Source organism: Nonomuraea sp. NPDC050547 (genome assembly GCF_044457345.1).
Classification (GTDB): domain Bacteria; phylum Actinomycetota; class Actinomycetes; order Streptosporangiales; family Streptosporangiaceae; genus Nonomuraea.
On the sequence record NZ_JBITGW010000021.1, the window covers coordinates 221043 to 245719 of the forward strand.

The 24677-nt window shown below is 72.1% G+C and carries 15 protein-coding genes; 6 read left to right on the forward strand and 9 right to left on the reverse strand.

Annotation, left to right across the window (positions count from 1 at the left end; translation table 11 throughout):
- Positions 1 to 38: 38 nt before the first annotated feature.
- Positions 39 to 3074, forward strand: a complete 3036-nt coding sequence (locus ACIBHY_RS43130) for a glycoside hydrolase family 3 N-terminal domain-containing protein (protein WP_397309754.1) — start codon at positions 39 to 41, stop codon at positions 3072 to 3074.
- On the opposite strand, the gene ACIBHY_RS43135 is transcribed toward ACIBHY_RS43130, so the two are convergent.
- Together ACIBHY_RS43135 and ACIBHY_RS43140 are read right to left on the reverse strand one after the other, a co-directional pair.
- The gene (locus ACIBHY_RS43135) at positions 3071 to 3457 is read right to left on the reverse strand and encodes a VOC family protein (RefSeq protein WP_397241978.1); all 387 of its coding nucleotides are present in this window, start codon (positions 3455 to 3457) and stop codon (positions 3071 to 3073) included. The two genes, ACIBHY_RS43130 and ACIBHY_RS43135, sit on opposite strands and share 4 nt — an antisense overlap.
- 40 nt (positions 3458 to 3497) lie before the next feature.
- Positions 3498 to 3806, reverse strand: a complete 309-nt coding sequence (locus ACIBHY_RS43140) for a hypothetical protein (RefSeq protein WP_379609509.1) — start codon at positions 3804 to 3806, stop codon at positions 3498 to 3500.
- A gap of 137 nt (positions 3807 to 3943) precedes the next feature.
- Here ACIBHY_RS43140 and ACIBHY_RS43145 point away from each other — a divergent pair, with 137 nt between their 5' ends.
- The 3 genes from ACIBHY_RS43145 (at position 3944) to ACIBHY_RS43155 (ending at position 7563) form a co-directional block, all read left to right on the forward strand.
- Positions 3944 to 4438 carry a beta-class carbonic anhydrase gene (locus ACIBHY_RS43145; protein ID WP_397241980.1) on the forward strand — a complete coding sequence of 165 codons (495 nt, stop codon included), beginning with the start codon at positions 3944 to 3946 and terminating at the stop codon, positions 4436 to 4438.
- Between the two features lie 77 nt (positions 4439 to 4515).
- Positions 4516 to 5400 (forward strand): glycerophosphodiester phosphodiesterase, encoded by an 885-nt coding sequence (locus tag ACIBHY_RS43150; protein ID WP_397309755.1) that lies wholly within the window; start codon positions 4516 to 4518, stop codon positions 5398 to 5400.
- A gap of 78 nt (positions 5401 to 5478) precedes the next feature.
- On the forward strand, positions 5479 to 7563 hold the full coding sequence (locus ACIBHY_RS43155) for a RecQ family ATP-dependent DNA helicase (RefSeq protein ID WP_397241984.1): 2085 nt from the start codon (positions 5479 to 5481) through the stop codon (positions 7561 to 7563).
- Between the two features lie 10 nt (positions 7564 to 7573).
- Here the strand turns inward: ACIBHY_RS43155 and ACIBHY_RS43160 are convergent, their stop codons facing one another.
- Positions 7574 to 10399 (reverse strand): BTAD domain-containing putative transcriptional regulator, encoded by a 2826-nt coding sequence (locus ACIBHY_RS43160; protein ID WP_397309757.1) that lies wholly within the window; start codon positions 10397 to 10399, stop codon positions 7574 to 7576.
- Positions 10400 to 10627: 228 nt separating this feature from the next.
- On the opposite strand from ACIBHY_RS43160, the gene ACIBHY_RS43165 reads away from it, so the two are divergent.
- Together ACIBHY_RS43165 and ACIBHY_RS43170 are read left to right on the forward strand one after the other, a co-directional pair.
- Complete coding sequence (locus tag ACIBHY_RS43165; RefSeq protein WP_397309758.1) at positions 10628 to 11728, forward strand: HesA/MoeB/ThiF family protein; 1101 nt, start codon at positions 10628 to 10630, stop codon at positions 11726 to 11728.
- Positions 11725 to 12942, forward strand: a complete 1218-nt coding sequence (locus ACIBHY_RS43170; RefSeq protein ID WP_397241990.1) for a hypothetical protein — start codon at positions 11725 to 11727, stop codon at positions 12940 to 12942. Before ACIBHY_RS43165 ends, ACIBHY_RS43170 begins: the two co-directional genes overlap by 4 nt.
- Here the strand turns inward: ACIBHY_RS43170 and ACIBHY_RS43175 are convergent.
- The 6 genes from ACIBHY_RS43175 to ACIBHY_RS43200 are packed head-to-tail and all read right to left on the reverse strand — an operon-like array spanning position 12893 to position 24149.
- The gene (locus ACIBHY_RS43175; RefSeq protein WP_397241991.1) at positions 12893 to 13693 is read right to left on the reverse strand and encodes a hypothetical protein; all 801 of its coding nucleotides are present in this window, start codon (positions 13691 to 13693) and stop codon (positions 12893 to 12895) included. The two genes, ACIBHY_RS43170 and ACIBHY_RS43175, sit on opposite strands and share 50 nt — an antisense overlap.
- Complete coding sequence (locus ACIBHY_RS43180) at positions 13690 to 15735, reverse strand: hypothetical protein (protein WP_397309759.1); 2046 nt, start codon at positions 15733 to 15735, stop codon at positions 13690 to 13692. The genes ACIBHY_RS43175 and ACIBHY_RS43180 overlap by 4 nt, the downstream gene beginning before the upstream one ends.
- Positions 15736 to 15749: 14 nt before the next feature.
- A complete protein-coding gene (locus ACIBHY_RS43185; RefSeq protein ID WP_397309761.1) occupies positions 15750 to 17921 on the reverse strand; it encodes a hypothetical protein in 2172 nt (723 codons plus the stop codon).
- The gene (locus tag ACIBHY_RS43190) at positions 17918 to 20065 is read right to left on the reverse strand and encodes a hypothetical protein (RefSeq protein WP_397309762.1); all 2148 of its coding nucleotides are present in this window, start codon (positions 20063 to 20065) and stop codon (positions 17918 to 17920) included. Before ACIBHY_RS43190 ends, ACIBHY_RS43185 begins: the two co-directional genes overlap by 4 nt.
- An 11-nt stretch (positions 20066 to 20076) precedes the next feature.
- Entirely contained in the window at positions 20077 to 22131 is a 2055-nt protein-coding gene (locus ACIBHY_RS43195) for a hypothetical protein (protein ID WP_397309763.1), read from the reverse strand.
- A gap of 8 nt (positions 22132 to 22139) precedes the next feature.
- Positions 22140 to 24149, reverse strand: coding sequence for a hypothetical protein (locus ACIBHY_RS43200; protein WP_397309764.1), 2010 nt, complete (start codon positions 24147 to 24149; stop codon positions 22140 to 22142).
- Positions 24150 to 24677: the final 528 nt, after the last annotated feature.

The window sequence follows — 24677 nt, forward strand, 5'->3', positions numbered from 1 at the left end:
GGGTCACTATGGGGTCTCATCGAGATCCTGGAGGCGTCGTGACCCCGCACCGCCGCAGAACGCGCTTTCTCGCCCTCCTGGCCCTGCTGGGCGCCACGCTCTTAGCCGCCCCCGCGCGGGCGGCGGCGGAGCCGCCGGACATCACCGACTTCGAGTCCGACACCGTCCCCGCGGGCGTCTACCCGTGGGGCAACGACGCCGCCTCCACGCCCCGGCTGGCCATCGCCGCCGCGCCCGACCGGCCCGGCGCGGCGAGCGCCAACCGGGCCCTGTCCGCCGAGTACACCGTCAGCCAGTGGGGCGGCTGGTCCCACGACCTGGCCGCCACCCAGGACTGGTCGCCCTACTCGGGCTTCTCCTTCTGGGTCAAGGGCGCGGCCTCGGGTCAGCGGGTGTTCTTCGAGGTCAAGGACGGCGGCGCCGGCGCGGGCAGCGCCGAGCTGTTCGAGTCGTCCTTCACCGACGACACGGCGGGCTGGCGGCGGATCCAGGTCCCGTTCGCCGACTTCGTACGGCGCGGCGACTACCAGCCCGGCGGCGCCCCCACCGACGGCGAGCTGGACCTGGTCGCGATGTGGGGGTACGCGATCCGCTTCCCCACCGCCTCGGGCACCCTCGTCTTCGACGACGTCCAGGTGTACGGCACCGCGCCCCCCAGACCGGTCAGGCTGAGCACCGACGCCCCGGTCTACCCCGTGAACGAGAAGGGCGGCGCCGAGGTCAAGGTCACCGTGACCACCGCCGACGGCAGGCCGCTGCCCGCCGACGCCGATGTCACGTACAGGACCGGCGAGGGCACCGCCACCCCCGGCCAGGACTACACCCCGGCCGAGGGCGTGCTCGCCTTCCCCGCCGGCACCGCCTCCGGCACGGCCAAGGCGTTCACCGTCAGGACGCTCGCCGACCGGCAGGCCGAGGTCGCCGAGACGATCCCGGTCGTGCTGTCGGGCGAGGGTGTCCGGCCGCCCGCCGACGAGCCCGCGATCGTGGTCAACGCGCACGGCCTGCCGTACCTCGACAAGGGCAGGAGCGTGAAGGAGCGGGTGCGTGACCTGCTCGGGCGCATGACGCTCGCCGAGAAGGCCGGGCAGATGACGCAGGCCGAGCGCGGCGCGCTGGGCAGGCAGGACGACATCGCGGAGTACCTGCTCGGGTCGCTGCTGTCGGGCGGCGGCTCGGCGCCGTCGGTGAACACGCCCAAGGGCTGGGCGGACATGGTCGACGGGTTCCAGCTGCGCGCGCGGCAGACCCGGCTGCAGATTCCGCTCATCTACGGCGTGGACGCGGTGCACGGGCACAACAACGTGATCGGCGCGACGATCTTCCCGCACAACGTGGGCCTGGGCGCCACGCGTGACCCGGCCCTGGTGGAGAAGACGGGGGAGATCACCGCCAAGGAGGTCAAGGCGACCGGTATCCCCTGGGACTTCGCGCCGTGTCTCTGCGTCTCGCGGGACGAGCGGTGGGGGCGCGCCTACGAGTCGTTCGGCGAGGACCCCGCGCTGGCCGGCCGGATGGCCACGATCGTGGACGGCCTGCAGGACCACGGCGTGCTGGCCACCGCCAAGCACTACGTCGCCGACGGCGGCACGACCTATGGCACCTCCTCGACCGGCGACTACACCATCGACCAGGGCGTCTTCACCGGAACCCGGCAAGAACTGGAGGCGTTGCACCTGGCGCCGTTCGCCGAGGCGATCAGGCGGGGCGCCGGCAGCGTCATGCCGTCCTACTCCAGCGTCGGCCCGACCAAGATGCACGCCCACCGCGAACTGATCACCGACGTGCTGAAGGGCCGGCTCGGCTTCAAGGGCTTCGTGATCAGCGACTGGGCGGCGATCGACCAGATCCCCGGCGACTACCCGTCCGACGTGCGCACCTCGATCAACGCGGGGCTCGACATGATCATGGTGCCGCACGCGTACCCGCAGTTCGTGGCCGCGCTCACCGCCGAGGTGACCGAGGGCCGCGTCACGCTCGCCCGCGTGGACGACGCGGTGAGCCGCGTCCTGACGCAGAAGTTCCGGCTGGGGCTGTTCGATCGGCCCTTCGCCGACCGCTCGGGCCTGGCCGCCGTGGGCTCGCCCGGCCATCGAGCGATCGCCCGTACGGCCGCCGCCAAGTCGCAGGTCCTGCTGAAGAACGACGGCGCCGTGCTGCCGCTGCCCAGGACCGCCAAGGTGTACGTGGCCGGGTCCAACGCCGACGACGTCGGCAACCAGTCCGGCGGCTGGACGATCAGCTGGCAGGGCGCCTCGGGACCGACGACGCCGGGCACGACCATCCTGGAGGGCATCCGCGGCCGGGCCTCCTCCGTCACCTACTCGGCCGACGCCTCCGCCCCCACCGCCGGTCATGACGTGGGCGTCGTGGTCGTGGGCGAGACGCCGTACGCCGAGGGCATCGGCGACGTCGGGCGCCAGGGGCGCACGCTGGAGCTGTCGGCGGCCGACAAGGCGGCGGTCGCGTCGGTCTGCGGCGCGCTGCGCTGCGTCGTCGTCGTGGTGTCGGGACGGCCGCTGCTGCTCGGCGACCTGTCGGGCGTGGAGGCCGTCGTGGCCGCCTGGCTGCCGGGGACCGAGGGAGCCGGGGTGTCGGATCCGATGTTCGGCGCGGTGCCGTACACGGGACGGCTGCCCTTCACCTGGCCCGCCTCGATGGAGCAGGTGCCGATCAACGTGGGCGACCCGGTGTACCGTCCGCTGTTCCCCTATGGGTTCGGGCTGCGCACCGATCGGGCGCGCACGCGTCTGGCGGCCGTGCGTGAACAGCTGGGCAGGGGCGACGGGCTGTCCAGGGCGGCCGCGGCGGTGCTGGGTGCGGTGCTGCCGGAGCGCCACTGGAACGCCGACGGGTCGGTGCGCGACGGCCGTACCGTGCTGCGGGCGGTGGGTGTGGCCGCCGCGTTGCTGGAGAGGTCGCGTACCGACACCTACGCGCACGACGACGCGCTCGTCTCGGTGGCCAGGGACCTGGCGCAGGCGGCCGGCCACGACCCGGCGGCTCAGGCGCGGGCCGATCAGGCGCTCGCGGCGGGCGACCTGACCGGCGCCGTGAAACTGCTCGCGGGCTAGTCCGAGGTCTCGCCCACGCACAGGCAGAACGGGTGACCGGCCGGGTCGAGGAAGACGCGGAAGGTGTCGTCCTCGCTCGGCTGGTGCTCGTGCTTGCGCGCGCCGATCTTCAGCACCTGATCCTCGGCGAGGTCCAGGTCGTCGACGGTGACGTCGAGGTGGAACTGCTGGGGCCGGGCGGGGTCCGGCCAGTCCGGCGGCTGGTGGTCCTCGGCCAGCTGGAAGGCCAGCCGGGCGGGCGGGCCGCCGTCGGTGACGACCACCCAGGTCTCGTCCTCCTCGCTGACGACACGCCAGCCGAGCAGCTCGGAGTAGAAGCGGGCCAGCTCGATGGGCGAGGGGCAGTCGAGCACGGTGGTGCGGAATCTGGCGATGCCTGTCATGCCCAGACTTCTACCTCATCCTGGGCGCCCGACACCTGGGTCACGCGGTGACGGTGGCGGGCAAGGCCAGCAGGAGTTCGTGGGGTTCACCGGCCTGCCAGTCGCGGATCAGGCGGGCCCCGGCCTCGCCGGGGTCGAAGTCCTCGCAGCCGAGCGGGCCGTAGCAGCCGGCCTTGTCGAGCATGGCGATCAGCGGGTCGTCGTCGGGCAGGCTGGCCGCGTACGCGGCCGCGTCGAAGAGCGCGAGCGCGCCGCGGGCGTTCCTGCCCTCGTCGTTGGACTCCACCCGGTCGAGGCGGCGGCGCGCCTGGGAACGCAGATAGGCGGCGAGGGTTTCTGACCGGCTCACGGCAACCTTCTCCATCAATCACGTGTGGCTACATCTCCATCACAAAGAGTAAGGGGTGATCGTGGGACGTTCGCCACTTCAGCCTGGCGGGCACCCCGGAAACCCTCAGGAAACGAGCGTGCGGCATCATCTGACTCATGAGTGAATTCGACGACCTGCTGGCCGCCAACGCCACGTACGCCGCCGGCTTCACCGGCTCCGACCTCACCGGACGCGCGGCCCGCGGGCTCGCGGTGGTGACGTGCATGGATTCGCGCATCGACCCTCTGGGGCTGCTCGGCCTGGTGCCGGGCGACGCCAAGATCCTGCGTAATGCCGGTGCCCGCGTCACCGACGACGTCCTGCGCACCCTGGTGCTGGCGGTCTTCCTCCTGGGCGTCGAGCGCGTCCTGGTGATGCCGCACACCGACTGCGGCATGTCCAAGGTCTCCGACAACGACGTGCACGCCCTCGCCCAGCAGCAGGGCGTGGACACCCGCAGCCTGGAGTTCCACACCGTCCCCGACCAGCAGGCGGCCCTGCGCCACGACCTGACCCGGATCAGGACCACCCCGTTCTTCCCGCACCCGCTGCCGGTGGGCGGAGCGATCTACGACGTCCACAGCGGGAAGCTGCTGCCCGTGGAGCTCTGACCTGGACAAATGCCCTATTCGACCGCTACGGCATGTCCTACCGGGCAAAGATCGCCGGATGCGCTCGAATAGGGATCATGTTTGATCCGGACCCGCTGATCGTGGCCCATCGAGGCGCTCCCAAGGTGGCGCCGGAGAACACTCTGGCCGCCTTCCGCGCCGCCGGCACCGCCGGCGCCGATCTCTACGAGCTGGACGTCCACCAGACCCGGGACGGCCACCTCGTGGTCATCCACGACGCGTCGCTGGCCCGCACGACCGACGTCGAGCAGGTCTTCCCCGACCGCGCTCCGTGGCGGGTGCGGGACTTCACGCTGGAGGAGATCGGCAGGCTGGACGCCGGAAGCTGGTTCGACCAGAAGTTCGCCGGGGAGCGGGTGCCGACGCTGCGCGCCGTACTGGAGGCCATGAAAGGCGGCCCCGGGCTGCTGCTGGAGGTCAAGCACCCCGCCGACGCGCCCGAGGTGGCCGAGCGCCTGGCCGGGCTGATGGCGCTCGCGCCGCCGCTGACGATCGTGCAGAGCTTCGACTGGCAGTTCATCAAGAGGTTCCAGGCCAGGGGAGAGCGGGCGGTCCTCAGCAGGTCGCCGGCCGAGGCCGAGCTGACCGACATCGCCGAGTACGCCGAGTACGTGAGCGTCAAACACCGCGCCATGACCCCCGCCTACGTCCGCCGGGCGCACCGGCTGGGTCTCAAGGTACTGGCCTTCACCGTGAACCGGCGCCCGGCGATGCGCCGGGTCGTCGCGGCCGGGGTGGACGGGCTGATCACCAACCGGCCCAAGGCGCTGCGGCGGGCGCTGGAGACCCACGTGTGCTTCACCGCGCCGCCCGAGCTGGTCTCCATGACGAACAGGCGGGTCTGCCCGACGCCGGCCCCCGCTCCCACGGCTCCGGTCCCCGCTCCTGTGCTGGGGGCCGGCCTGCCGCCTGTGACCAGACCGATCGTGCCGCTGCTCTGACCACCCGCCCGCATCGTGCGGGAGCCGTAAAGAGGAGCCGATGTGATTTCGTCGGCGCGGACTGGTAACAAGGACAGCATGTTTGACGACACCGCCGCGTTGCGCGAAGAGGCCGAGACGCGACTCAGGGCGCTCGCGGGGGACCACGCGCGCCTCAGAGACGACCAGTGGTCCGCGATCGAGGCGCTCGTCGTCGACCGCAGGCGGGTGCTGGTGGTCCAGCGCACGGGCTGGGGCAAGTCGGCGGTCTACTTCGTGGCCACCGGGCTGCTGCGCGACCTGGGCGAGGGGCCCACGGTCATCGTCTCGCCGCTGCTGGCGCTCATGCGCAACCAGATCGCCGCCGCCGAGCGGGCCGGGATCAGGGCCGTCACCATCAACTCCGCCAACCCGGAGGAATGGGGCCGGATCTACGAGCAGGTCGCCGACGGCCTGGTCGACGTGCTGCTGGTCAGCCCCGAACGGCTCAACAACCCCGACTTCCGCGACAACGTGCTGCCCGAACTGGCCGAGAGCGCCGGGCTCGTCGTGGTCGACGAGGCCCACTGCATCTCCGACTGGGGCCACGACTTCCGGCCCGACTACCGGCGGCTGGCGACGTTGTTCGAGGAGTTGCCGCCCGGCATCCCGGTGCTGGCCACGACGGCCACCGCCAACGCGCGCGTGACCCGCGACGTCGCCGAGCAGATGGGCGAGCAGACCCTGGTGCTGCGCGGGCCGCTGGAGCGCGAGAGCCTCCACCTCGGCGTGGTCAGGCTCCCCACGGCCGAACAGCGGCTGGCCTGGCTGGCGCAGACCCTCCACGAGCTGCCCGGCTCCGGCATCGTCTACACGCTGACCGTCGCCGCCGCCCACGAGATCGCCGGCTACCTGCGCGAGCAGGGCCACGAGGTGGCCGCCTACTCCGGCCAGACCGAGCCGTCCGAGCGCCTGGCCGCCGAGGAGGCGCTGCTCACCAACAAGATCAAGGCACTGGTCGCCACCAGCGCGCTCGGCATGGGCTTCGACAAGCCCGACCTGGGCTTCGTCATCCACGTCGGCGCGCCGCAGTCGCCCGTCGCCTACTACCAGCAGGTCGGCCGGGCCGGGCGCGGCGTCGAACGGGCCGAGGTGATCCTGCTGCCCGGCACCGAGGACCGCGACATCTGGGCCTACTTCTCCTCGCTGGCCTTCCCACCGGAGCAGCAGGTACGCGCGACGCTGGCCGCCCTGGAGGAGAGCGGCGGCGTGCTGTCCACGCCCGCGCTGGAGAGCCGGGTCGACCTCAGCCGCAGCCGCCTGGACATGATGCTGAAGGTCCTCGACGTCGACGGGGCCGTGCATCGGGTCAAGGGCGGCTGGGAGGCCACCGGCGAGCCCTGGGACTACGACGCCGAGCGCTACTCCCGCATCGCCGCCGAGCGCAAGGCCGAGCAGGACGCCATGCTCGCCTACCAGAGCACCGGCGAGTGCCGCGAGGAGTTCCTGCGCAAGCTGCTCGACGACGAGGCCGCCAAGCCGTGCGGGCGCTGCGACAACTGCACCGGGCAGCACCGCTCGGCCGAGATCGGCGCCCAGGCGGTCGAGTCCGCCCGGCAGCGGCTCGGGCGGCCCGGCGTGGAGATCGAGGCGCGCAAGCAGTGGCCGACGGGCCTGTCCGACCTGTCCGGGCGGATCAAGTCCGAGCTGGGCGCCGAGCCGGGGCGGGCACTCGGGCGGATGACCGACATCGGGTGGGGCAACCGGCTGCGCGAGCTGTTCGCCGGCGGCGACGCGGCGGTCTCCGACGAGATGTTCAAGGCCGTGGTGCAGGTGCTGGCCGCGTGGGAGTGGCGCGAGCGGCCGGTGGCCGTGGTCAGCGTGCCATCGGGTTCGCGGCCGGTGCTGGTGCGCGGGTTCGCGGAACGGCTGGCGCAGGTCGGCCGCCTCACCTACCTGGGCGAGCTGGGCTACCGCGCGGGGTCGCCGGGCAGCCAGTTCAACAGCGCCAAGCGGGTGCAGGCGATCCGGGCCACGCTGGCGATGCCCAAGGAGCTCGGCGCCGCGATCGCCGCGTGCGGGGGTCCCGTGCTGCTGGTCGACGACCGGGTCGACACCGGCTGGACCATGACCCTGGGCGCCGCCCTGATCCGCCACGCCGGCGCCCCGGCCGTGCTGCCGTTCGTCCTGGCCACCACGTCCTAGCCACCACGTCCTAGCCGCGTCCGGCCGTGGCCAGGGCGGCGCGGGAGCGGGCGATCTCCTTGAGCGTGCGCACCCGCCAGGTCGGCTCGCCCAGCGGGCCGAGCAGGGCGGCGCAGGTCTGGAAGTGGCCGAGGGCCGCCTGTTCGTCCCCGCGCCACCGGCAGGTCTCGCCGAGCGCGAACTCGGTCAGCGCCTCCCCGTGCACGTCCCCGGCCGCGGCGAACATCCTGCCGCACTCGGCCAGCATCGCGGTGGCCTGCTCGAAGTGGCCGAGCGCCGCGTGCGCCTCGCCCAGGCGGCGTAACGTCATGCGCTCGCCCTTGGCCCAGTCGAGTTCGCGGGCCAGGCGCAGGCTCTCCTCGTAGTGCTCGATGGCGTTCTCGACCTTGCCCATCTCGAAGCGGGCGATGCCGAGGCCGCGCAGGAGATCGGCGTGGTACTGGGCGTTCTGGGCGCCGCCGGTCAGCACGAGGCCGAGCTCGCACACCTCGGCCGCCTCGGGCCAGCGGGCCTGGTGCAGGTGGATGACGGACATGGCGATCCAGGCGTTGGCCAGGCCGTTGGTGTCGCCGTACTCGAGGAAGCGGTCGGCGGCGAGGGTGGTGTGGGCGAGCGCGCGGCCGAGGTCGCCCGCGGCGGCGGCGCAGGTGCCGAGCATGGTGAGGGCGTACGCGGCCTCGTGCTGGTCGCCGTCGGCTTCGGCGGCGGCCAGGAGTTCGCGCAGTTCGGCCCCGACCTCGCGGGCGCGGCCCCGGTCGAGGCCGACGTCGACGCGCATGAGCCGCAGACGGCGGGCGGTCTTGCGGTCGGTGACGGCGCTGACGGCGCTGAGCAGGCGGTCGGCGTCGTCGTGGAAGCCGCGGATGGTCAGGAACGGCGTGATCACCTCGGCCAGCCGGGCGGCCATGGACGGGGCGGCGGCTTGCGCCACGGCCAGCAGCGTCTTGCGCTCGGCCAGCAGCCAGGCGCGGCGGCGCGGTCCGGCGGGCGGCGTGCGGGGCGGCGCGTCGGGCGCCGGGGGCACGAGGGGCAGCGGCAGCTCGGTGGTGGCGGCCATCAGGCGCTCCAGCGACTCCTGCGACAGGCGGCGCAACGCGTCGGCCTGCCCGTCCACGGCCAGTTCCCGGGCGAAGTCGCGCAGCAGGTCGTGCATCCGGTAGCGGGCCTGCCCGGCGCCGTCGATCTCGCTGGCGGTGATCAGGCCGGCGGTGGCGAGATCCTCGACGGCCTGGTCGGCCAGGCGGGGCGGCTGGCCGAGCAGCGCCCGCATCGACCAGTCGGCCACGCTGTCGAGCCCGGTCACGCCGAACATCAGGAACGCCCGCCTGGCCGCGATCGACAGCGGCGCGAACCCCATCGCGTACGTGCTGCGCACATCCAGCCGGCCGTAGCGCAGCTCGTCGAGGCTGGCCGAGGAGATGCGCTCGGCGAAGTCGGCCAGCGGCCAGGCGGGCCGGGTGGCCAGGCGTGCTCCGGCGATACGGATGGCCAGCGGCAGCCGCCCGCAGACCCGCACGATCGTCTCGGCCGAGTCCGGGGCGGCGGCGACGCGGTCACGCCCGGCGATCCCCGCCAGCAGCCGCTGCGCGTCCTCGAACGGCAGCACCTCCAGCGGCACCGCCGTCGCGCCGGGCAGCGCCGCCAGCGGGCCGCGGGAGGTGACGATCACCGCGCTGCGCGGCGTGCCCGGCAGCAGGTGCTGCACCTGCAGTTCGTCGCGGGCGTCGTCGAGCACGACCAGCACCGCCCGGTCGGCGACCCGCGCCCGGTACATCGCCGCACGGTCCTCCGTCGCCGCGGGCAGCATCTCGCCGTCGACACCGAGCGCCTTGAGCAGTTCGGCGAGGGCGTCGCCGGGGTCCATGCCGCCGAGCCTGGCGAACAGCTGCCCGTCCGGATAGCGCTCACGCATCCGATGAGCCGCGTGTACGGCCAGCGTGCTCTTGCCCGTCCCCGGCGGCCCGGACACGACGACGATGGCCGGGGCTGACCCGCCCACGTCCAGGGCGCCGGTCACGGTGGCCAGCTCGGCGGCCCGGCCCACGAAGTCGCCCAGGTCGGCCGGGAGCTGGCACAGGCCGGTCCAGGTGGGGGCGGCCCGCCGTACCGGAGGGTGGGCCTGTTCGCCGGCGAGCAGCGCGCCGTGCAGCTCGCGCAGCTCGGGGCCCGGCTCCACGCCGAGCTCGTCGACGAGGACCTTGCGGGCGCGCATGTAGGCGTCGAGCGCCTCGGCCCGCCTTCCGGCGCCGTGCAGGGCGAGCATGAGCTGGCGCCAGGGGCGCTCGCGCAGGGGGTCGGCCTCCAGCTGGGCGTACAGCTCGGTGATCAGCTCCTGGTGGAGGCCGAGCGCGAGCCGTACGTCGGTCCAGTCGGCGCGGGCGCGGTCGGCCTGCTCCTCCAGCTCGGCGATGCGGGGGGCGAGGGTGCGCGCCAGCGGCGCGTCCTCGGCTGGGCGGCCGCGCCACAGCCGGAACGCGCGCTGGAACCGCACGTGCGCGGCGGCCAGGTCGTCGCGGGCGGCGTGCTCGCGGGCCCCCTGGACGGCTTCGCCGAAGGCCAGCAGGTCCAGGTGCCCGGGGTCGGCGCGCAGGCGGTAGCCGGGCTCGCACGTCTCGACGTCGATGGCGGCGCGGCGGATCTGGGAGACGTAGGTCTGCAGGTTGGACACGGCCGAGCGCGGCGGCTTCTCCCAGACGGCGGCGATGAGCCGGTCCCTGGAGACGATCTGGTTGGGGTGCAGGAGCAGCGCGCTGAGGACGGCGCGCGGCTTGCGGGGGAGCTGGACTGAGCCGTCGTCGCCGGAAATGAGAAGAGGTCCGAGGATACCGAATTCCACATGAACCTCCAGTTATGGGGGCGTCAGTGGTGACTTTATGGCGTTTTTGTGGCGCTGCACAGGACTCTTGATCACGTAGAGACGCGGGGAAGGGAGGTTCGCATGAAGATCGAGGTTCGCAAGGTCGAGGCCGTCAAGGCCACCGTTCGGGACGCCTGATTCACCGCGATCGGGCGAGGACGGTGCTACCTCGCCCGATCGGCTCTGACCGTCCTTCGAGGAGAGGCTGTGCGAGTCGTTCTGAAGGAATGCGCCTGGGAGTCCCTGGGCGAGGATCTCGTCCTGGTGCACGATCCCCGGGAGGCGCTGACGCTGGCCGACCCCGGCGGCCAGGTCGCCGCCCTCCTCGACGAGCTGGCCAAGGGCCCCGCCACCGCCGCCGGGCTGTCGGCCGCGCTGCGGGCGCGCGGCGTCGAACTGAGCGAGGACGACGTCGCCGACGGACTCGACGGGCTCGACTCACTCGGATTGCTGGAGGACGCGGGCGAACGCTGGCTCGGCGACCCCGAGGCCGACGAACGCCACTTCTCCACCATGACCTTCCTGGGCGCCTTCTCCGGCCTGCGCGTGTCCAGGGCCGAGATGATGCGCAAGCTGCGCCGTTCCCACGTGCTGGTGCTCGGGGCCGGCGGCGGGGGATCCTCGGTCGTGCAGTCGCTGGCCGGCCTCGGCGTCGGCAGGCTCACCATCGTCGACCGCGACGACGTCGCCCCGCGCAACTTCGCCCGCCAGTTCCTCTACCGCCACGCCGACATCGGCAGATCCAAGGTCGAGCGGGCCGCGGAGTGGGTGCACGAGTACGACCCCGCCATCGAGGTACGGGCCGTCGACCGGTGGATCGCCGGACCCGAGGACCTCAAGGACCTCACCGACGGCGTCGACCTCATCGCGGGCGGCCTGGACGGCGAACCCGGCGCCCACCTTTGGGTCAACGAGGCCGCCCTGCGCGCGGGCATCCCCCTCGTGGGCGGCGGCATGGGCCGTACGCAGCTGATGTACTGCTCCGTCGACCCCGGCAGGAGCCCGTGCCTGCTGTGCGACGAGTCCGACCGGCCCGATCCGAGTTCGCCCACCTCCGGCGGCGTCGCCCAGCGGCTCAGCCAGGGGCTTCAGCTCAACAACGCGCTCATCGGCCCCATCGCCGCGCAGATGGGCTCGCTCATCGCCTACGAGGCGCTGCGCTACCTGACCGGATTCGAGCCGCCTCGGGCCGCGGGGGCGCGCGTGATGCTCGATCTCAGGACGGGACTGGTGCCGGTGTGGGAGCCGTTCCCGTCCGATCCCGGCTGTCCGGCCTGCGCGCTCGCACCGCGGAGAGGCACCCCATGACCCAGACCGTACGGCTGCGCCCGCTGAGCCTCGTCGAGGAAGGGGAGGAGGTCCTGGTCGGCGACCCCGAATCGGGCACCTTCATCACCATCCCCGCGGTCGGCGGCGTGGTCATCACCGCCCTGCAGCGCGGCGCCACCACCGAGGAGGCGGCGCGCGAGGCCGAGGCGTTCGCCGGCGAACCCGTGGACGTTCCCTCCTTCGTCGAGGTGCTCCAGGAACTCGGCTTCGTCGACGACGGCGAACAACAGGAAGCGCCCAAGACCGCGCCCATCCAGGGCAGACGCTGGCTCGGCGGCGTACGCGAGGAGCACGTCAGGCCGTTCTTCGGCCCGGTCGCCTGGACGATCTACGCCGCCTGCGCGGCGTTCTGCCTGGCCGTCTTCGTCCTCGAACCTCGCCTCTTCCCCAAGCCGGGCGAGGACGCGTTCGTGCTGGCCGACATCGGGCTGAGCGCGCTGCTGCTGGTGCCGTTCTCGATGGCGTCGATGGCGCTGCACGAGGCCGGGCACTGGCTGGCCGCGCGGGCGATCGGCATCAGGTCCCGCTTCGGCGTGGACCGGCGCATGATGCTGCTGGTCTTCGAGACCGACCTCACCCAGGTGTGGAGCGTGCCCCGGCGCAGACGCTACGGGCCCCTGCTCGGCGGCATGGCCATCGACGTCGTCACCCTCGCCGTCCTGCTCGGCATCCGCCTGACCGGCCCGCCGGAGCCCGTCGACGCCACCCTGGCCGTCTGGGTCTTCGTGAAGCTCACCGGCCTGCTCTGGCAGTGCATGATCTTCATGCGCACCGACCTGTACGCCGTCCTGGTCAACTGGCTCGGCTGCCGCAACCTGTGGGAGGTCAAGTCGCTCATGCTGCGGCAGGCCTTCGGTCGCCTGACCCCGGCCCAGGCCGCGGAACTGGCCGCCGCCGCGCCGGCCGACCTCCGCGCCGCCCGGTGGTTCCGGTGGGTGTGGCTGGCCGGGTTCGCCGGGGTGCTGGCCTGGTTCTGGTTCCTGCTGCTGCCGGTCGTCGTCACCGTCCTGGAATGGACCGCCGAGGGGCTCGTGCTCGGCCCGCTCACCGCGACGTTCTGGTACCGGCTCGGCTGCGCCACGCTGTTGCTCGGTCCCGAGACGCTCGCCGCCGCGATGGCCGTGGTCCACTGGGCAGGACGGCTCAGGGCCGCGCGGGGACGGGAGAGAGTGCCACAACCACAGGAAGGCTGAGGCCCTCCGGGTCCAGGCCCATCGTGACCAGGCCCCGGCGAACGCCGGGGTGCGGCTCGGGTTCCTCAGGGAAGAGTGTTCTGGCAGAGGCGAACAGCGCCAGCCGCGGCCTGCCCCGCGACCCGCTGTGCCAGGCGACGCTCAGCCCGAGCCGCCGGCCGCGCAGGCGGCCGAGCCCGCCCGGGAGGTGCTCCTCCAGGGCGCGCACGGCCGCCGCGTGGCCGCTCTCCAGCAGGACCGGCAGCAGATCCAGCGGGTCGTCCAGCATCGGCAGCCGGAAGTACAGCTCCGTCTTGCCCGTCTTCGGCTCCGCCCCGGCCATGCGCGGGCGGGCGCCCACCGGCAGCCTCGCCACCACCGCGGCGATCGGCTCCGGCATGGGGTACGGCGGGCCGTCCGCGAGTTCCGCGTACACCTTGAGCCGCCCGTCGGGCTTGCCCCCGATCCACGCGCCGAACCGGGCCGACGCCACCCGCCCCGGCATCGGCTCCAGGCAGGGCTGGCCCGCCTCCTCCAGCACGCGCAGTACCTCCCCGAGCCGGTCCGCGTCGGGGAACTCGGGCGGCGCCACCTCCGCCGCCCAGCTCAGCCCGTCGGGTCCCGGCGTCAGCTCCACCGGGCAGCCCGAGGGCGTCAGGCGGCTCCACCGCCACGTCACCTCCGGCCAGCGGCTGGCCGCCAGCCGGTCGAGGAGGCCGTCCAGAAGCGGCGGCAGGTCTTGGCGGGCGATCGCGCGCAGGGCGGCTCTCACAGGTGGATGCCGATCAGGGTGTCCGCGCCCAGGGCCTGCGGGTGGCGGATCAGCGCGCCGTCCTGCCGGATGACCGTGACCTGGTGGCGGAACTCGCGCCGGGCCGGGTCGATGAGCGCGACGCGCAGGGGCAGCGGGCTCACGGCGGTGCCGGGGATCTCCAGGCGGGCACGCCGGTGGTAGGTGTTCGCCGGGTCGTCGTACTCCACCTCCAGGAAGGCCATCCTGACCGTGCCCTGCTCGAACAGGGGGAGGGCGAGGATGTCGAGGGAGTCGGGGAAGGGGTCGTTGACCGGCAGGAAGGAGGCGTCGCCGGAGAAGGCCGGGGTGACGCGGGTGGTGCCGTCGCTCAGGTGGTGGGTGAGCTGGGCGGTCCACGACCTCTCCGCCGGTCTGGTCAGGCGCAGGCGCCACTGCCGGGCGGCGTCCTTCGGGCGGACGCGGAAGATGTCGCGGCGCTGGAAGGTGTGGCCGTCGTCGTAGCGCAGGTCCACGTCCACGGCGTCGACGATGCCGGGGTCGATGCGGTTCGGGAAGATCTCCAGCTTGAGGAAGCCGAGGTCGTCCTGGGGGTCGGCCTTGAGCGTGCGGTCCTTGGTACGGCGGGGCGGAACCTGGTAGGAGAGCTTCTCGCCGATCCAGCCGGAGTTGGCGTGGAAGTGGTGCTCCATGCCGACGGTGAAGTCGAGGTCGCGGGCGGCGTTCAGTAACGTGGTGAAGCGGGCCGGTCCCGGGGCGGCCTGGGTGAGGCGGAAGTCCTCGGGGCCGTTGCCGCCGTAGTCGATGGCCACGTCGGTGGCGAACAGGCCGATGTCCACGAAGTCCACGGGCGCGGCCACGTCGACGTCGATCTTCTTGAAGAAGGAGTCGGCCAGATCAACCTTCAGGAAGTACGACGATTTGTCGGCCAGGTCGTCGAGCAGGAGGCCGACGAAGCCCTGGGGGGCGTAGGTGCGCTTGACGGCCTTGCGGCGTTCGAAGACGAGGGTGACCTTCTTGCGTTCCTCCTGACGGAGGACCTTGAGCTTGAAGGAGACCAGCGCCGGGATGGACGCCGCGGCGCCTTCCTGGGGGCTGGGCGCGGGCCGAGGAGGAGGCGGCGGTGGCGGCGTCCCCCCAGGTGGGGTTCCTCCGGGTGGGGTTCCTCCGGGTGGGGTTCCTCCGGGTGGGGTGCCTGGTTTGATGAGCTTCTTGGCCCGGTCGAAGATGGCGTCCAGCCCCTCCGGCTGTGTCGGGCCCTGCAGCTTGCCCAGCGACAACGACGGCTCGAACCACTTCGACAGCAGGTCGGTCTTGAAGAAGTCGAGCGCCCACTTCTCCGCCTGGTCCCCGGTCCCCTCGAAGTCGATCACCTTGATCTTGATGGCCCCGTTCGCGACCAGTTCCTCGAACCCGGCGTCGATCCCCACCCGCAGCCAGTAGATCTGCGCCTCCAGCCCGGCGGAGAAATGGGTGTAGACCCGGTCGAGGTCCGCGGTGATCTCCACGTGCAGGTCCGGGGTCAGCGCCGAGTACGTCAGGTCGTAGACCACCCCGATCGGCGTCAGCCCGTTGGCGAAGGCCGCCTCCAGGATCGTCGCCCCCGCCTCGTCCAGCACCAGGGAGAAGGCCGCCGTCTCCTCCCCGACCAGCGACGGCTTGGCCGCGCCCATGATCCGCGTCACGGGCGTGAACGCGCCGGGCGGCGCCGTGGTCCCGCCCGGTCCCTCCAGGTTCAGCGCCAGGCACCGCACACTGCCGGCCTCCACCGGTGCCGCGACCAGCCGGGGGTTCGCCGCCAGCGCCTGTGCCTGACCCATGATCTTGCTCCGGGTGGCGGCGGGCAGGCTCACCGCCGTCTCCAGCATGAGGAAGCCCCCGCCCTCGATCCCCGCGTCCTTCACATCGGGCCGGTACTGCAGGAAGCTGAACGCCGCCCGCCCGTCGGAGCGGGTACGCAGCACCACCTCCGTCGCCAGATACCAGAACTGGTCCGGATCGGCGTGGTCGCGGAACACCGTGACCCCGTCGACCTCGAACGTCTGCGACCCAAGCTGCAACATCCCGACCTCCCCGGTCAGACGACGACGGCGTCGGTGTCGTGCACCTGCCAGTCGCGCGTGGACTTGAGCCCGTTGGTGAAGAAGCGCTCGACCCTGAGCTCGTAGAAGTCGTCCGCCTGGGTGGTGAACTCGTAGTCGAAGACGGCGCTGGCGCCGGCCGACTCGAAGGTGAACGCGTCGGAGAACCCGCCGGGCGTCCTGGCCCCCACCTCGATCCGCTTGACGCCGTCGAAGTCGCCCGGCGCCCGCACCGCGATCGCCCGCTGGCCAAGCGGGCCGACGAAGATCTGGGAACGCAGGGTGCTGGAACGCGGCGCCTTGACCACGCTCCCGTCCCGCATCAGCATCGTGACCCGGTAGCCGACCCGCTCGACCGTCACGTCCAGGCGGTCGGCGACGAACTGCCGCGGTTGCTGCCCCTGCACCAGTTCGATCGAGTCGCCGATCCGGATGCCGTTGGCCGGGTCCTCGTACGACAGGTCGACGAAGGCCCGTTCCACCCGCGTCCAGTCCAGGACGGGCGTCAGCGTCACCCGCAGCCGGGAGGGGAACGGGTCGGGCACGTCGATGAGCGGCTGCGTGACCGGCGCGAGCGGCGTGACCCGGTCGCGGTTGTCGGCGGCCCGGTAGGTGATCCGCGCCATGACCGGCCCGGCGGGCTCGCCGACCAGGAACCGTTCCCAGGTGTCCGACGGGTTGCTCTGCGTGAGCTGCACGACGTCGTGCTGGCGGATGCCGTGGACGGGGTCGTCGTAGCGCAGCTCCACCTGCACGAGCGGGTAGCGCTCCCACGGGAACGACGCGCGGGTCAGGACCGGGATCTGCTCCTGGGCGAACAGCGCCCGCGGCTGGATCGGCGCGGTCTCGCCGGTGACCTGCGTCGTCTCCGACTCCAGCCGGTGCGGCCGCTCGCCGGTCGGGTCGGGGTGGAGGTCCACGGCGAAGCGCAGGCCGACCGGTTCGATCAGCTTGCCGTCCTCGACGTGGGAGAGCCATTCGACCGTGTCCTCCTGACGGCTCTGGTCGAGGTGGACGCTCTTGACCTCGCCCCGGTAGGTGAGGAAGGCCGTCATCGAGCGCACCGGGTCCTTGATGAAGTCGGCGTGCGAGATGACCTTGACCCGGCGCCGCTGGAACCACGGATGGTCGGCGTTGATCACCTTGATGTGCTTGGTCCTGTCCACGCCGCCGCTCTCGCGGAACAACCCGCTCAGGTGCCCCTGCGGGTAGATCGTGCGGCGGACCGTGGAGCGTTCGGACAGGTTCACGTCCAGGCGCTTGCGGTCGATCCTGGTGAAGTGGGTCTTCTTGTAGGTGAACACCCCCAGCGGGGTGCTGCGCGCGGGGGAGAACGAGCGGACCACCTCGCGGGCCCGGTCCCAGCCGTCGGGCGGCTCGCGCAGCGGGTCCAGCGAGCTCTCGAAGAACGCGTCGGTGATCATGTCGCGGGCGCGGGCCGCGGCGGCGTCCCTGCGGGCGGCGAAGGTGCCGGAGTCGGCGTCCTCGGGGACCGTGGTGTCGACCTCGAAGACGATCGCCCGCTGCTCCTCCAGCTTCTCCATCACGTCCTGGATCTGGAAGGAGGTGAACAGGCCCTCCTGGCCGAACGACTCGTCGAGGATCTCCTGGGCCCGGTTCCAGTCGATGCTCAGCCGTACGTGGTAGGCGGGGCGAAGGGCCAGGTAGTCGAGCTGGTAGACGACGCCGATGGGCGACAGCGCGAGCTCCATCGCCTGGTCGAGCAGTTCCACGCCGCGCGCGTCGAGCTCGACGGAGAAGGCCGCGTTGTTGTCGCCGAACAGGGACGGCTTGCCGCCGTGCCGGATCGCCTTGACGAAGGTTCCGCCGCTCTCGCCGCTCTGCCGGCCGAACAGCATGAGCGTGACGCCGCCGTCGAAGACCGGCAGCGGCGCCAGGCTCGGCTCGTCGGCCAGCCCGGCCAGCCGCTTGACCTCTGCGCGTACCTGCGCGAACTGCTGGGGGCCCAGGCCGAGGTGCACGTCGAAGTCGGCGAAGCCGCCCGTCCCCGAGGCGGAGAAGAACTTCAGCAGGCTGAACGCCGGCACGCCGCCCTCCATCCGGAAGGAGGGCGACAGCGGCAGGTAGTAGAACTGGCGTGGGTCGGCGTGGTCCCGCATCACGGTGACACCGTCGATCATGAAGTACGGCGGAGCCTCGATGATCATGGCAGTTCCACGACCAGCTTCTCGTCGTCCACCGGCTCCGGCGACCGGTCCGTGATCGGGTCCCCGGTCTCCATGAAGAACTTCGCGAACCAGCGGTACTCCTTCTTCTCCCCGTCGGGCAGCGCCAGCTCCCAGGTCCGCTCGGTGGCCTCGCCCTTGCGGAAGACGAACGTCTCGCTCTCCGCCCCGTGGGTCAGCTCCACCGTCGCGAGCTTGACCTTGGTCCAGTCGATGAGGTCGGGCAGCACGGTGACGCTCAGGATGTTGGCCTGCTCGCCGACCACCAGCGTCCGCTCGGTCAGCTCCTTCGGCCCGGGGTCGGAGACGCGCCCGTCGCGGAAGGTGGTGATCGCCCGGAAGGTCAGCTTGCCGTTCGCCTCGTCGATGACGGGGAAGGTGACGTTGACGCCCCGGTTGCCCTTGTCGATGATCACCGACGGGGTCTGCTGGAAGTCGTTGCCCGTCTCGCTGTAGTCGAAGTCGATGAAGATCGTGTCGATGGAACGCTCGAAGTCGCCCCTGCTGCGTACCTGGATGGTCTTGTTGGCCGAGAACGGGTCGTCCACGATGAACGTCTTGTCGGTCAGCCCGGCGAGCTCACGCACGAACTCCCTGCCGTCCTTCATGAAGTACTTCAGCGACCCGCCATACGGCTGCGCGGGCTGCAGCAGCACCGCCTTGACGCTCTGCTTGGTGAAGTTCTTGTCGATCTGGAACGTCTTGGCCGGCCGGTCGCCCGGCGCGATCTCCGGGTGCCGCAGCGTCAGGACGGCCTTGGTGACCTGGTCGAAGTTCATGTCGCCGATCTCGACGTCGACCATCCAGAGACCGAGGTCATCAATGTTGATCTTGAGATCGTCGCCCTCGTGGTCGATGAGCGGGCTGGTGAACGTACGGCTCTCGCCCTTGTAGTTGACGACGTAGCGGTACTTGAACTTCTTCGGCTGCCCGTCGAGGAACGCGTCGAACTTGCCCACGTCGTCGGCCTTCCTGAACGTGAACGTCCTGACCCCGTGCTGGGCGGTGTGCGGCGGGAAGTCGATGGTCACGTCCACGCTGAAGATCGGCAGCACCTCGAACTCGGCGTTGACCTGGACGGTGAGGTTGAGCTGGCGCAGGAACGGATGGTCGGCGTCCACCTCCTGGGAGAAGTCCTTGAAGTTCAGCCCGAGATCGGCGAGCGACTTGACGTTGGCCTGCGGGCCCTTGGTCACGGTCGTGACCTGCTTCTCCCTGAACTGGATGAACACGTCCGACGACTTGTTGACCATGACGCTGCGCTTGATGTTCTCGAAGTCGGCGTCGCGGACCTTGGAGAAGTCGCGGTTCTCGGGCGGGATGGCCTCGATGAGGTTGCGCTTGATGGCGTCGTCGAGGTGCTGGGTCATCAGCCCCCTGATCGTGTTGAGCACCGGGTGGTCGCTCGGCAGCACACCGGGGTCGATGTCCACGACGCGCGACTCGGAGTTGACGAAGATCTCGTCGACGCTCTCGGTGAAGTCGTCCTCGGACCAGAAGTTCTCCTCGAAGTCGACCTGCTGGACGAAGCTGTAGAACTTGCTGGCCGTCCAGCGGCCCGTGGCCCGCACCTCGGGCAGCCGCGCGGCGAACGACAGGTCGTAGGTGACCCGCACGCCGCCGGCGCCGATGGTCTTCATCGCGGCCTCGAAGATCGCCGCGCCGAACTCGGTCAGCTCGGCCGAGATGGCCACGATGTTGTTGCCGTACATGGACGGCTTGCCGGCGTGGTTGACGCGCTGCACGAGATTGCCGGACCCGCCCAGCATGTCCACGGTGACGCTGCCCGCGGTGAACTCGGGCTTGCTCAGGACGATCGCCTTCGGGTCCACCGGCTGGGCGCCCGGTCCGCGTTCCAGCGTGACCTTCTCGGCCAGAAGGACCGCGAGCGCGGCCATCTGGGTCTCGTTGAGCGCCAGTTCGATGTCCATGAACACCAGCGCCGCGCCGTTGCCCCCGTTGGGCAGGGGCTTGAGCGTCCGGTAGATCAGGTACTTGAAGACCGGCCTGCCGTTCTCCATCCGCATCGACGGATCTTCCGGCAGGACGTAGAACTTCAGCGGGTTGTCGCTGTCGCGGTAGACGGTGGCGTCGGGGGTCTGGATGGATTCGAGCAACAACAGCATGAGCTTTCTCCCTACTTGATGAGATCCGCGAGATCGCGGCTCTGGACGCGGACGATGTCCGACTCGATCAGCTCGGCGACCAGGCGAGCCCGCCCCGCCGTCCCCGACAACGCCGCCTTCACGGCCTCCGCCCGCGACGGGTCGAGCAGGGCCGACAGCGCGGTCCGCCAGGGCGGCGACCCCGAACTGCCGCCGGTGGCCACGTCCTGCCAGGTGCCGTCCTCCTTCACCTGCAGCGCCACGCGCGGCACCGTGACCGGCAGGGCGCGGACCCGCCCGGCCCGCCCGGCCAGGGCCCCCAGCAGCGCCGCCTTCGCCGGCTCGGGCAGGTCGATCCGGCTGGTGAGCTGCAGGAACGCCGTCTCGCCCGCCACCAGGAGGCTGGGCTCGCGGTCGAGGAACGGCCCCGGCGGCACATAGACCCACACGCTCGGATCCCGCGGGTCGGGCACCAGCTCGACGCCGTCCACCACGACCGGGGCCGCCTGGTCCACAGTGATGACCGGCCCGTCCACCGGCTCCGACCACGGCCCCGGCGCCACCCGCCAGCGCAGGCCCGGCCGGAACGGCGAGTCCGCCGTCCACCCGATCTCCGCCTCCGGCCGCGCCACGCTCAGTGGGACCCGCCGCACCTCCGTCTCCGCCTCGGGCGCCCATTCGACGGTCACCGGCGGACGCAGGGCCACCAGCCGCGCCCGGTGCCCGCCGAACCCCGGCAGCACCGCCGGATCCAGGTCGAGCCGCTGCCGGTCGTCCACCGGCAGTTCCAGCACCCGGCCCCGCCCCAGCGGCCGGATGACCAGCCTGGCCACCGGGTCGCCGGGCAGATCGGGCACCGCCACCGTGGGCGTGCCCGGTGCGAGCCGCCCCGCCGTACGGCCGGACCGCCTGACCACGTCCACCGCCGCCAGCGCCAGCAGCGCGTCGGAGGCCAGCACCACCCGCAGCGGCAGCGGGAAGTCGTCGCGGTCCAGCACGATCTGCCGCCGGTCGAACGGCCGCCACGGCCCTTCGACCTCCTCGCCCGTGGACATCAGCGCCCGCAGCCGCGCCTCGCCCGACGGCGGCTCGCCGGCCGCGAGCGTCAGCGTCAGCGTTCCGGTACGGCCGGCTCCATCCAGAGTCAGGCTGCCGGAGACCGCGTGCGGACGCTTGGGCGGCGCGGGAGGTATCCGCACGTCCGCCAGGAGCGTGGGCAGGTCGGTGACCGGCTCCGGCAGGTTGGCGGAGACGTGGACCGGCACCTGCCCGGTTGGCAGACCGGGCAGGGTGATCAGCCGCACGTGCCGGTCCAGCGAGCCGCCCGCCACCTCGCGCGCGGCGGCGAACGGGTCGAAGGACAGCACCCGGTGGGCGATCACTGCGGCTGGCTCGGCCAGGTCGAGGCGCACGGAGCCGTGGTCGACCTCGGCGGGCGCGCGCAGGACCAGGTCAAGGGTGGCGCCGGGGGCGGGCACGGCCACCAGCGCCGCCGCGCGCGGCGCCAGCGCCTCGGCCGCGTCCGGGCCGGCGCCGAGCAGGTCCGCCAGCGTCAGGGCCAGCGCGGAGCGGGTGACCCGGGCGCCGCTCCCCAGGCGGGTGGCCAGGCGGGCGGCGAGGTCACGGGGGTCGAACTCGGTCTGGAACGCCGCCCTCGGGGCCACGGCCCGCACGGCCAGCCGTACCGCGGCGTCGATCGGGAGGGTGGCGTCCTCGACCAGGCGCGCGATCACCTGCGCCGCCTCCGGCGTCAGCGCGATGGCCAGCCGCGCGCCCAGGAGCTGGTCGGCGGCCAGCGCCGCGGGCGGTGAGATCGGCCCGAGCACGACCGAGAGCTCCAGCACGCTCTCGCGCACGTCGGCGGGCACCCCCGGCGTGGACGACAGCGCGGTGAAGGCGAGCTCCAGCAGCCCGGACGGCGGGAAGACCAGGGAACGTTCCAACGACACCAGCAGCTCGGGCACGCCGTCGCGGCGGGCCAGCTCCAGGCGGTCGGGCACCGAGACGACCAGGCCCTCCCTGCCGAACGCCGCGAACCCGGAGCCGGCGGGGGCGCCCAGGTCGGGCAGCCCTTGCAGCACACTCATCGCTCCTCCTACGCGTTCGGACGGGTCTTGATCGGCGGCAGGATCGTCGCGTCGGTCTCGCGCACCGGGCTGACGCCGACCAGGCCGGACTGCCAGATGGTCTCGGTCCTGTAGCGCAGCGGCGGGATCGGGGCGCCGGTCAGCAGCGAGCTCACCGGCACGTGGACGAGCGTCGTGGCCTTCAGCTCCGTCTCGCTGAGCTGCACCGACCCCTGCGCGCCCACGATCGAGACCACGAACAGCGCCACCCGGTCCCCCGAGGGGTCGCCGAACATCGCCGGCACCGCCACCACGCTCACCTCCCGGCTCAGGCGCGGCTTGGCGCTGTCGTCGAAGACCGCCTTCCAGACCGCCTCCCTGTCCACCTGCACCGCCACGCCCGACTGGTCGAGCACGATCGTGTAAGCGCCGGTGTCCGGCAGCGGCTCGGCCGGGACCAGCGCGATCTCCAGCTCCTCGCCGGGCGCCAGCAGCTTGCCCGCCGGCCCGCCCTCGACGGTCAGCGGCACCCGCCGGCCGGCGGCGACGGCCACGGCCTTCAGCCGGTCTACGCGGACCGGGCTCTCGATCGCGTTCACCAGCCGGGCGGTGACACGTTTGGGCACGGCCGTCAGCGGCACCAGCTCCAGGACGTCGCCGGCGGTGTCGTCCAGGCGCAGCTCCAGCTCCACGTCCTCGGGCTGGCCGCCGCCCGCGCCCACCCTGACCTCGCCGTTCATGACGTTCAGCGAGGCGCCGAAGAAGGCCGCGTGCACGAGCCTGAAGTCATCGAGCGTGAACGTCTCCGCATGGGTGACGCCCTGTTCCAGCCCCACCTGCGCCTTCGGCCGCTCGGTCAGCCCGGACGGCGCCGCCCCGTCCTGCGGCAGCGCCAGGCGCAGCATCGGCTGGGCGTCGGGCAGGATCTCCATCCGGACCGGCGCGGTCGAACCCATCCGCCCGGCCTCCTCGGCCAGCACCGGCTCGGCCGCGGCCAGCCGTTCGGTCGAGACGACCGGCCTGGCCATGAACTCGACCGTGACCCGCACGTCCTCCTCCCGCGCGGCACTGGTCGCCCGGATGTTCAGCGCGGGCCGGCGTCCGGCCCCGGGCAGCCGCCCCAGCAGGAACCGGTCGGGCAGGAAGTAGAAGTGCTCGGGCCTGGCCGGGTCCTGCCAGAACGAATGCCCCCGTCCCTCGTGCTGAACGCGCAGCCGGCGCATCCCCTGCACGCCGGTCGGGGTGGTGCCGCCGCCGAGCCGTACGCGCTGGGCGTCCGACAGCAGCAGCGGGCTCGGCCCGGCCACGCACTCCAGCAGCAGCGCCACCTCGCGGTACGTCTGGGGCGGCGGCGGCTCGATCAGCAGGATCGGGTTGGGCACCGCGACCGTGATGCCGCGCTTGACCACGACCGTCGCGCGGGCCTCCAGCGAGCTCATCGCCGCCAGCAGCTGCTGCCGCAGGCCGGGGCCGGTCAGCGGCAGCTCGGCCGAGACCACCGTGCCGGTGCCGTCAAGTCTGGTCACGGGGAAGTCCACCTCGACCACCACGGAGCCGCCGGTCAGCTCGGGCACCCGGTAGCGCAGCGAGAGCGACAGCTCGTGCGGCAGCTCACCCAGCCCCGTCGGAACCTGCACGACCACCACGACCAGCGTCGGCGTGCCCGCGCGGTCCACGATCAGGATGCGCGGCTCCTCCTGGTCGAAGGCGAGGTCGTAGCGGGGCAGCAGCAGGATGGCGGAGCCGTCGGCGCTCTCGTAGCGGGTGTCGTCGCCGGGGGTGTCGGTGGGGGAGACCGGGATGGTCAGCTCGTGGCGTTCGGTGCCGGAGGGGGGTTGGAGCGGCGGGAACCCGCGCGGATTGATCGGCCAGAAGTCCGGCCACTCGGGGATGACCGGATCCGGCCAGACCAGCGGCAACCGCCGATCACGGCCGGGAAAACGCCGCAGCGGAGGGCCCACGGGATCAAGCCAGTCGAAACGCCGCGCCCTCGGGATACGGAAGCGGTCCTGGGCACGCGAGAATTCAGCCGCTGTCATGCAGCCGATGCTCCGCCCCGCCCACCCCCTCCGCCTGAGTAGGGGGTACTCAGCCGCGTTGGTTGTGCTCTGCGGAGATCTTGCGTGTGCTGGTTTCTGCGCGCGGGTCTTTCGTGTGCCGCTCTTCTACGGGCGGCCTGTCCGTTACGGCAAGCCGCCCCACCCCCACCCGCCGTCAGGCGTGACCGCCCTTCCAGGGTGACGCTCCTCCGCCTCGCCGCTGACCCGCCGCGACGCGCGCACGGTCACCCCCTGGGCGGGCCCACCGACACCGGATCCACCCGCGGAGTTGTCAGCACGCGCAGTCCACCCGAGCTGTCGGCCCGTGGTGTCCACACACGTTCATGGCGACGCGTTGACGGCGCGGCCGCTCCTGGTCTGTCTCGTCTCGTTGAGACGGATGCCCAGGTGTCCGGGTGCGCCGGGTTGGTGTGGGGTTAGTCACTGATCTCCCTAGCGGGAGGCCCGTTCCGGGCTGAAAATCGGGGTGGTTGCCCGCCGACGTCGTGCCACTATGGTCCGCTTTGA

What these genes read in the sequence shown, in the direction of transcription:
- ACIBHY_RS43135 (WP_397241978.1), bottom strand. Translation starts at nt 3,457, where the DNA reads ATGACAGGCATCGCCAGATTCCGCACCACCGTGCTCGACTGCCCCTCG.
- ACIBHY_RS43145 (WP_397241980.1), top strand. Translation starts at nt 3,944, where the DNA reads ATGAGTGAATTCGACGACCTGCTGGCCGCCAACGCCACGTACGCCGCC.
- ACIBHY_RS43150 (WP_397309755.1), top strand. Translation starts at nt 4,516, where the DNA reads ATGTTTGATCCGGACCCGCTGATCGTGGCCCATCGAGGCGCTCCCAAG.
- ACIBHY_RS43155 (WP_397241984.1), top strand. Translation starts at nt 5,479, where the DNA reads ATGTTTGACGACACCGCCGCGTTGCGCGAAGAGGCCGAGACGCGACTC.
- ACIBHY_RS43170 (WP_397241990.1), top strand. Translation starts at nt 11,725, where the DNA reads ATGACCCAGACCGTACGGCTGCGCCCGCTGAGCCTCGTCGAGGAAGGG.
- ACIBHY_RS43180 (WP_397309759.1), bottom strand. Translation starts at nt 15,735, where the DNA reads ATGTTGCAGCTTGGGTCGCAGACGTTCGAGGTCGACGGGGTCACGGTG.
- ACIBHY_RS43185 (WP_397309761.1), bottom strand. Translation starts at nt 17,921, where the DNA reads ATGATCATCGAGGCTCCGCCGTACTTCATGATCGACGGTGTCACCGTG.
- ACIBHY_RS43190 (WP_397309762.1), bottom strand. Translation starts at nt 20,065, where the DNA reads ATGCTGTTGTTGCTCGAATCCATCCAGACCCCCGACGCCACCGTCTAC.
- ACIBHY_RS43195 (WP_397309763.1), bottom strand. Translation starts at nt 22,131, where the DNA reads ATGAGTGTGCTGCAAGGGCTGCCCGACCTGGGCGCCCCCGCCGGCTCC.
- ACIBHY_RS43200 (WP_397309764.1), bottom strand. Translation starts at nt 24,149, where the DNA reads ATGACAGCGGCTGAATTCTCGCGTGCCCAGGACCGCTTCCGTATCCCG.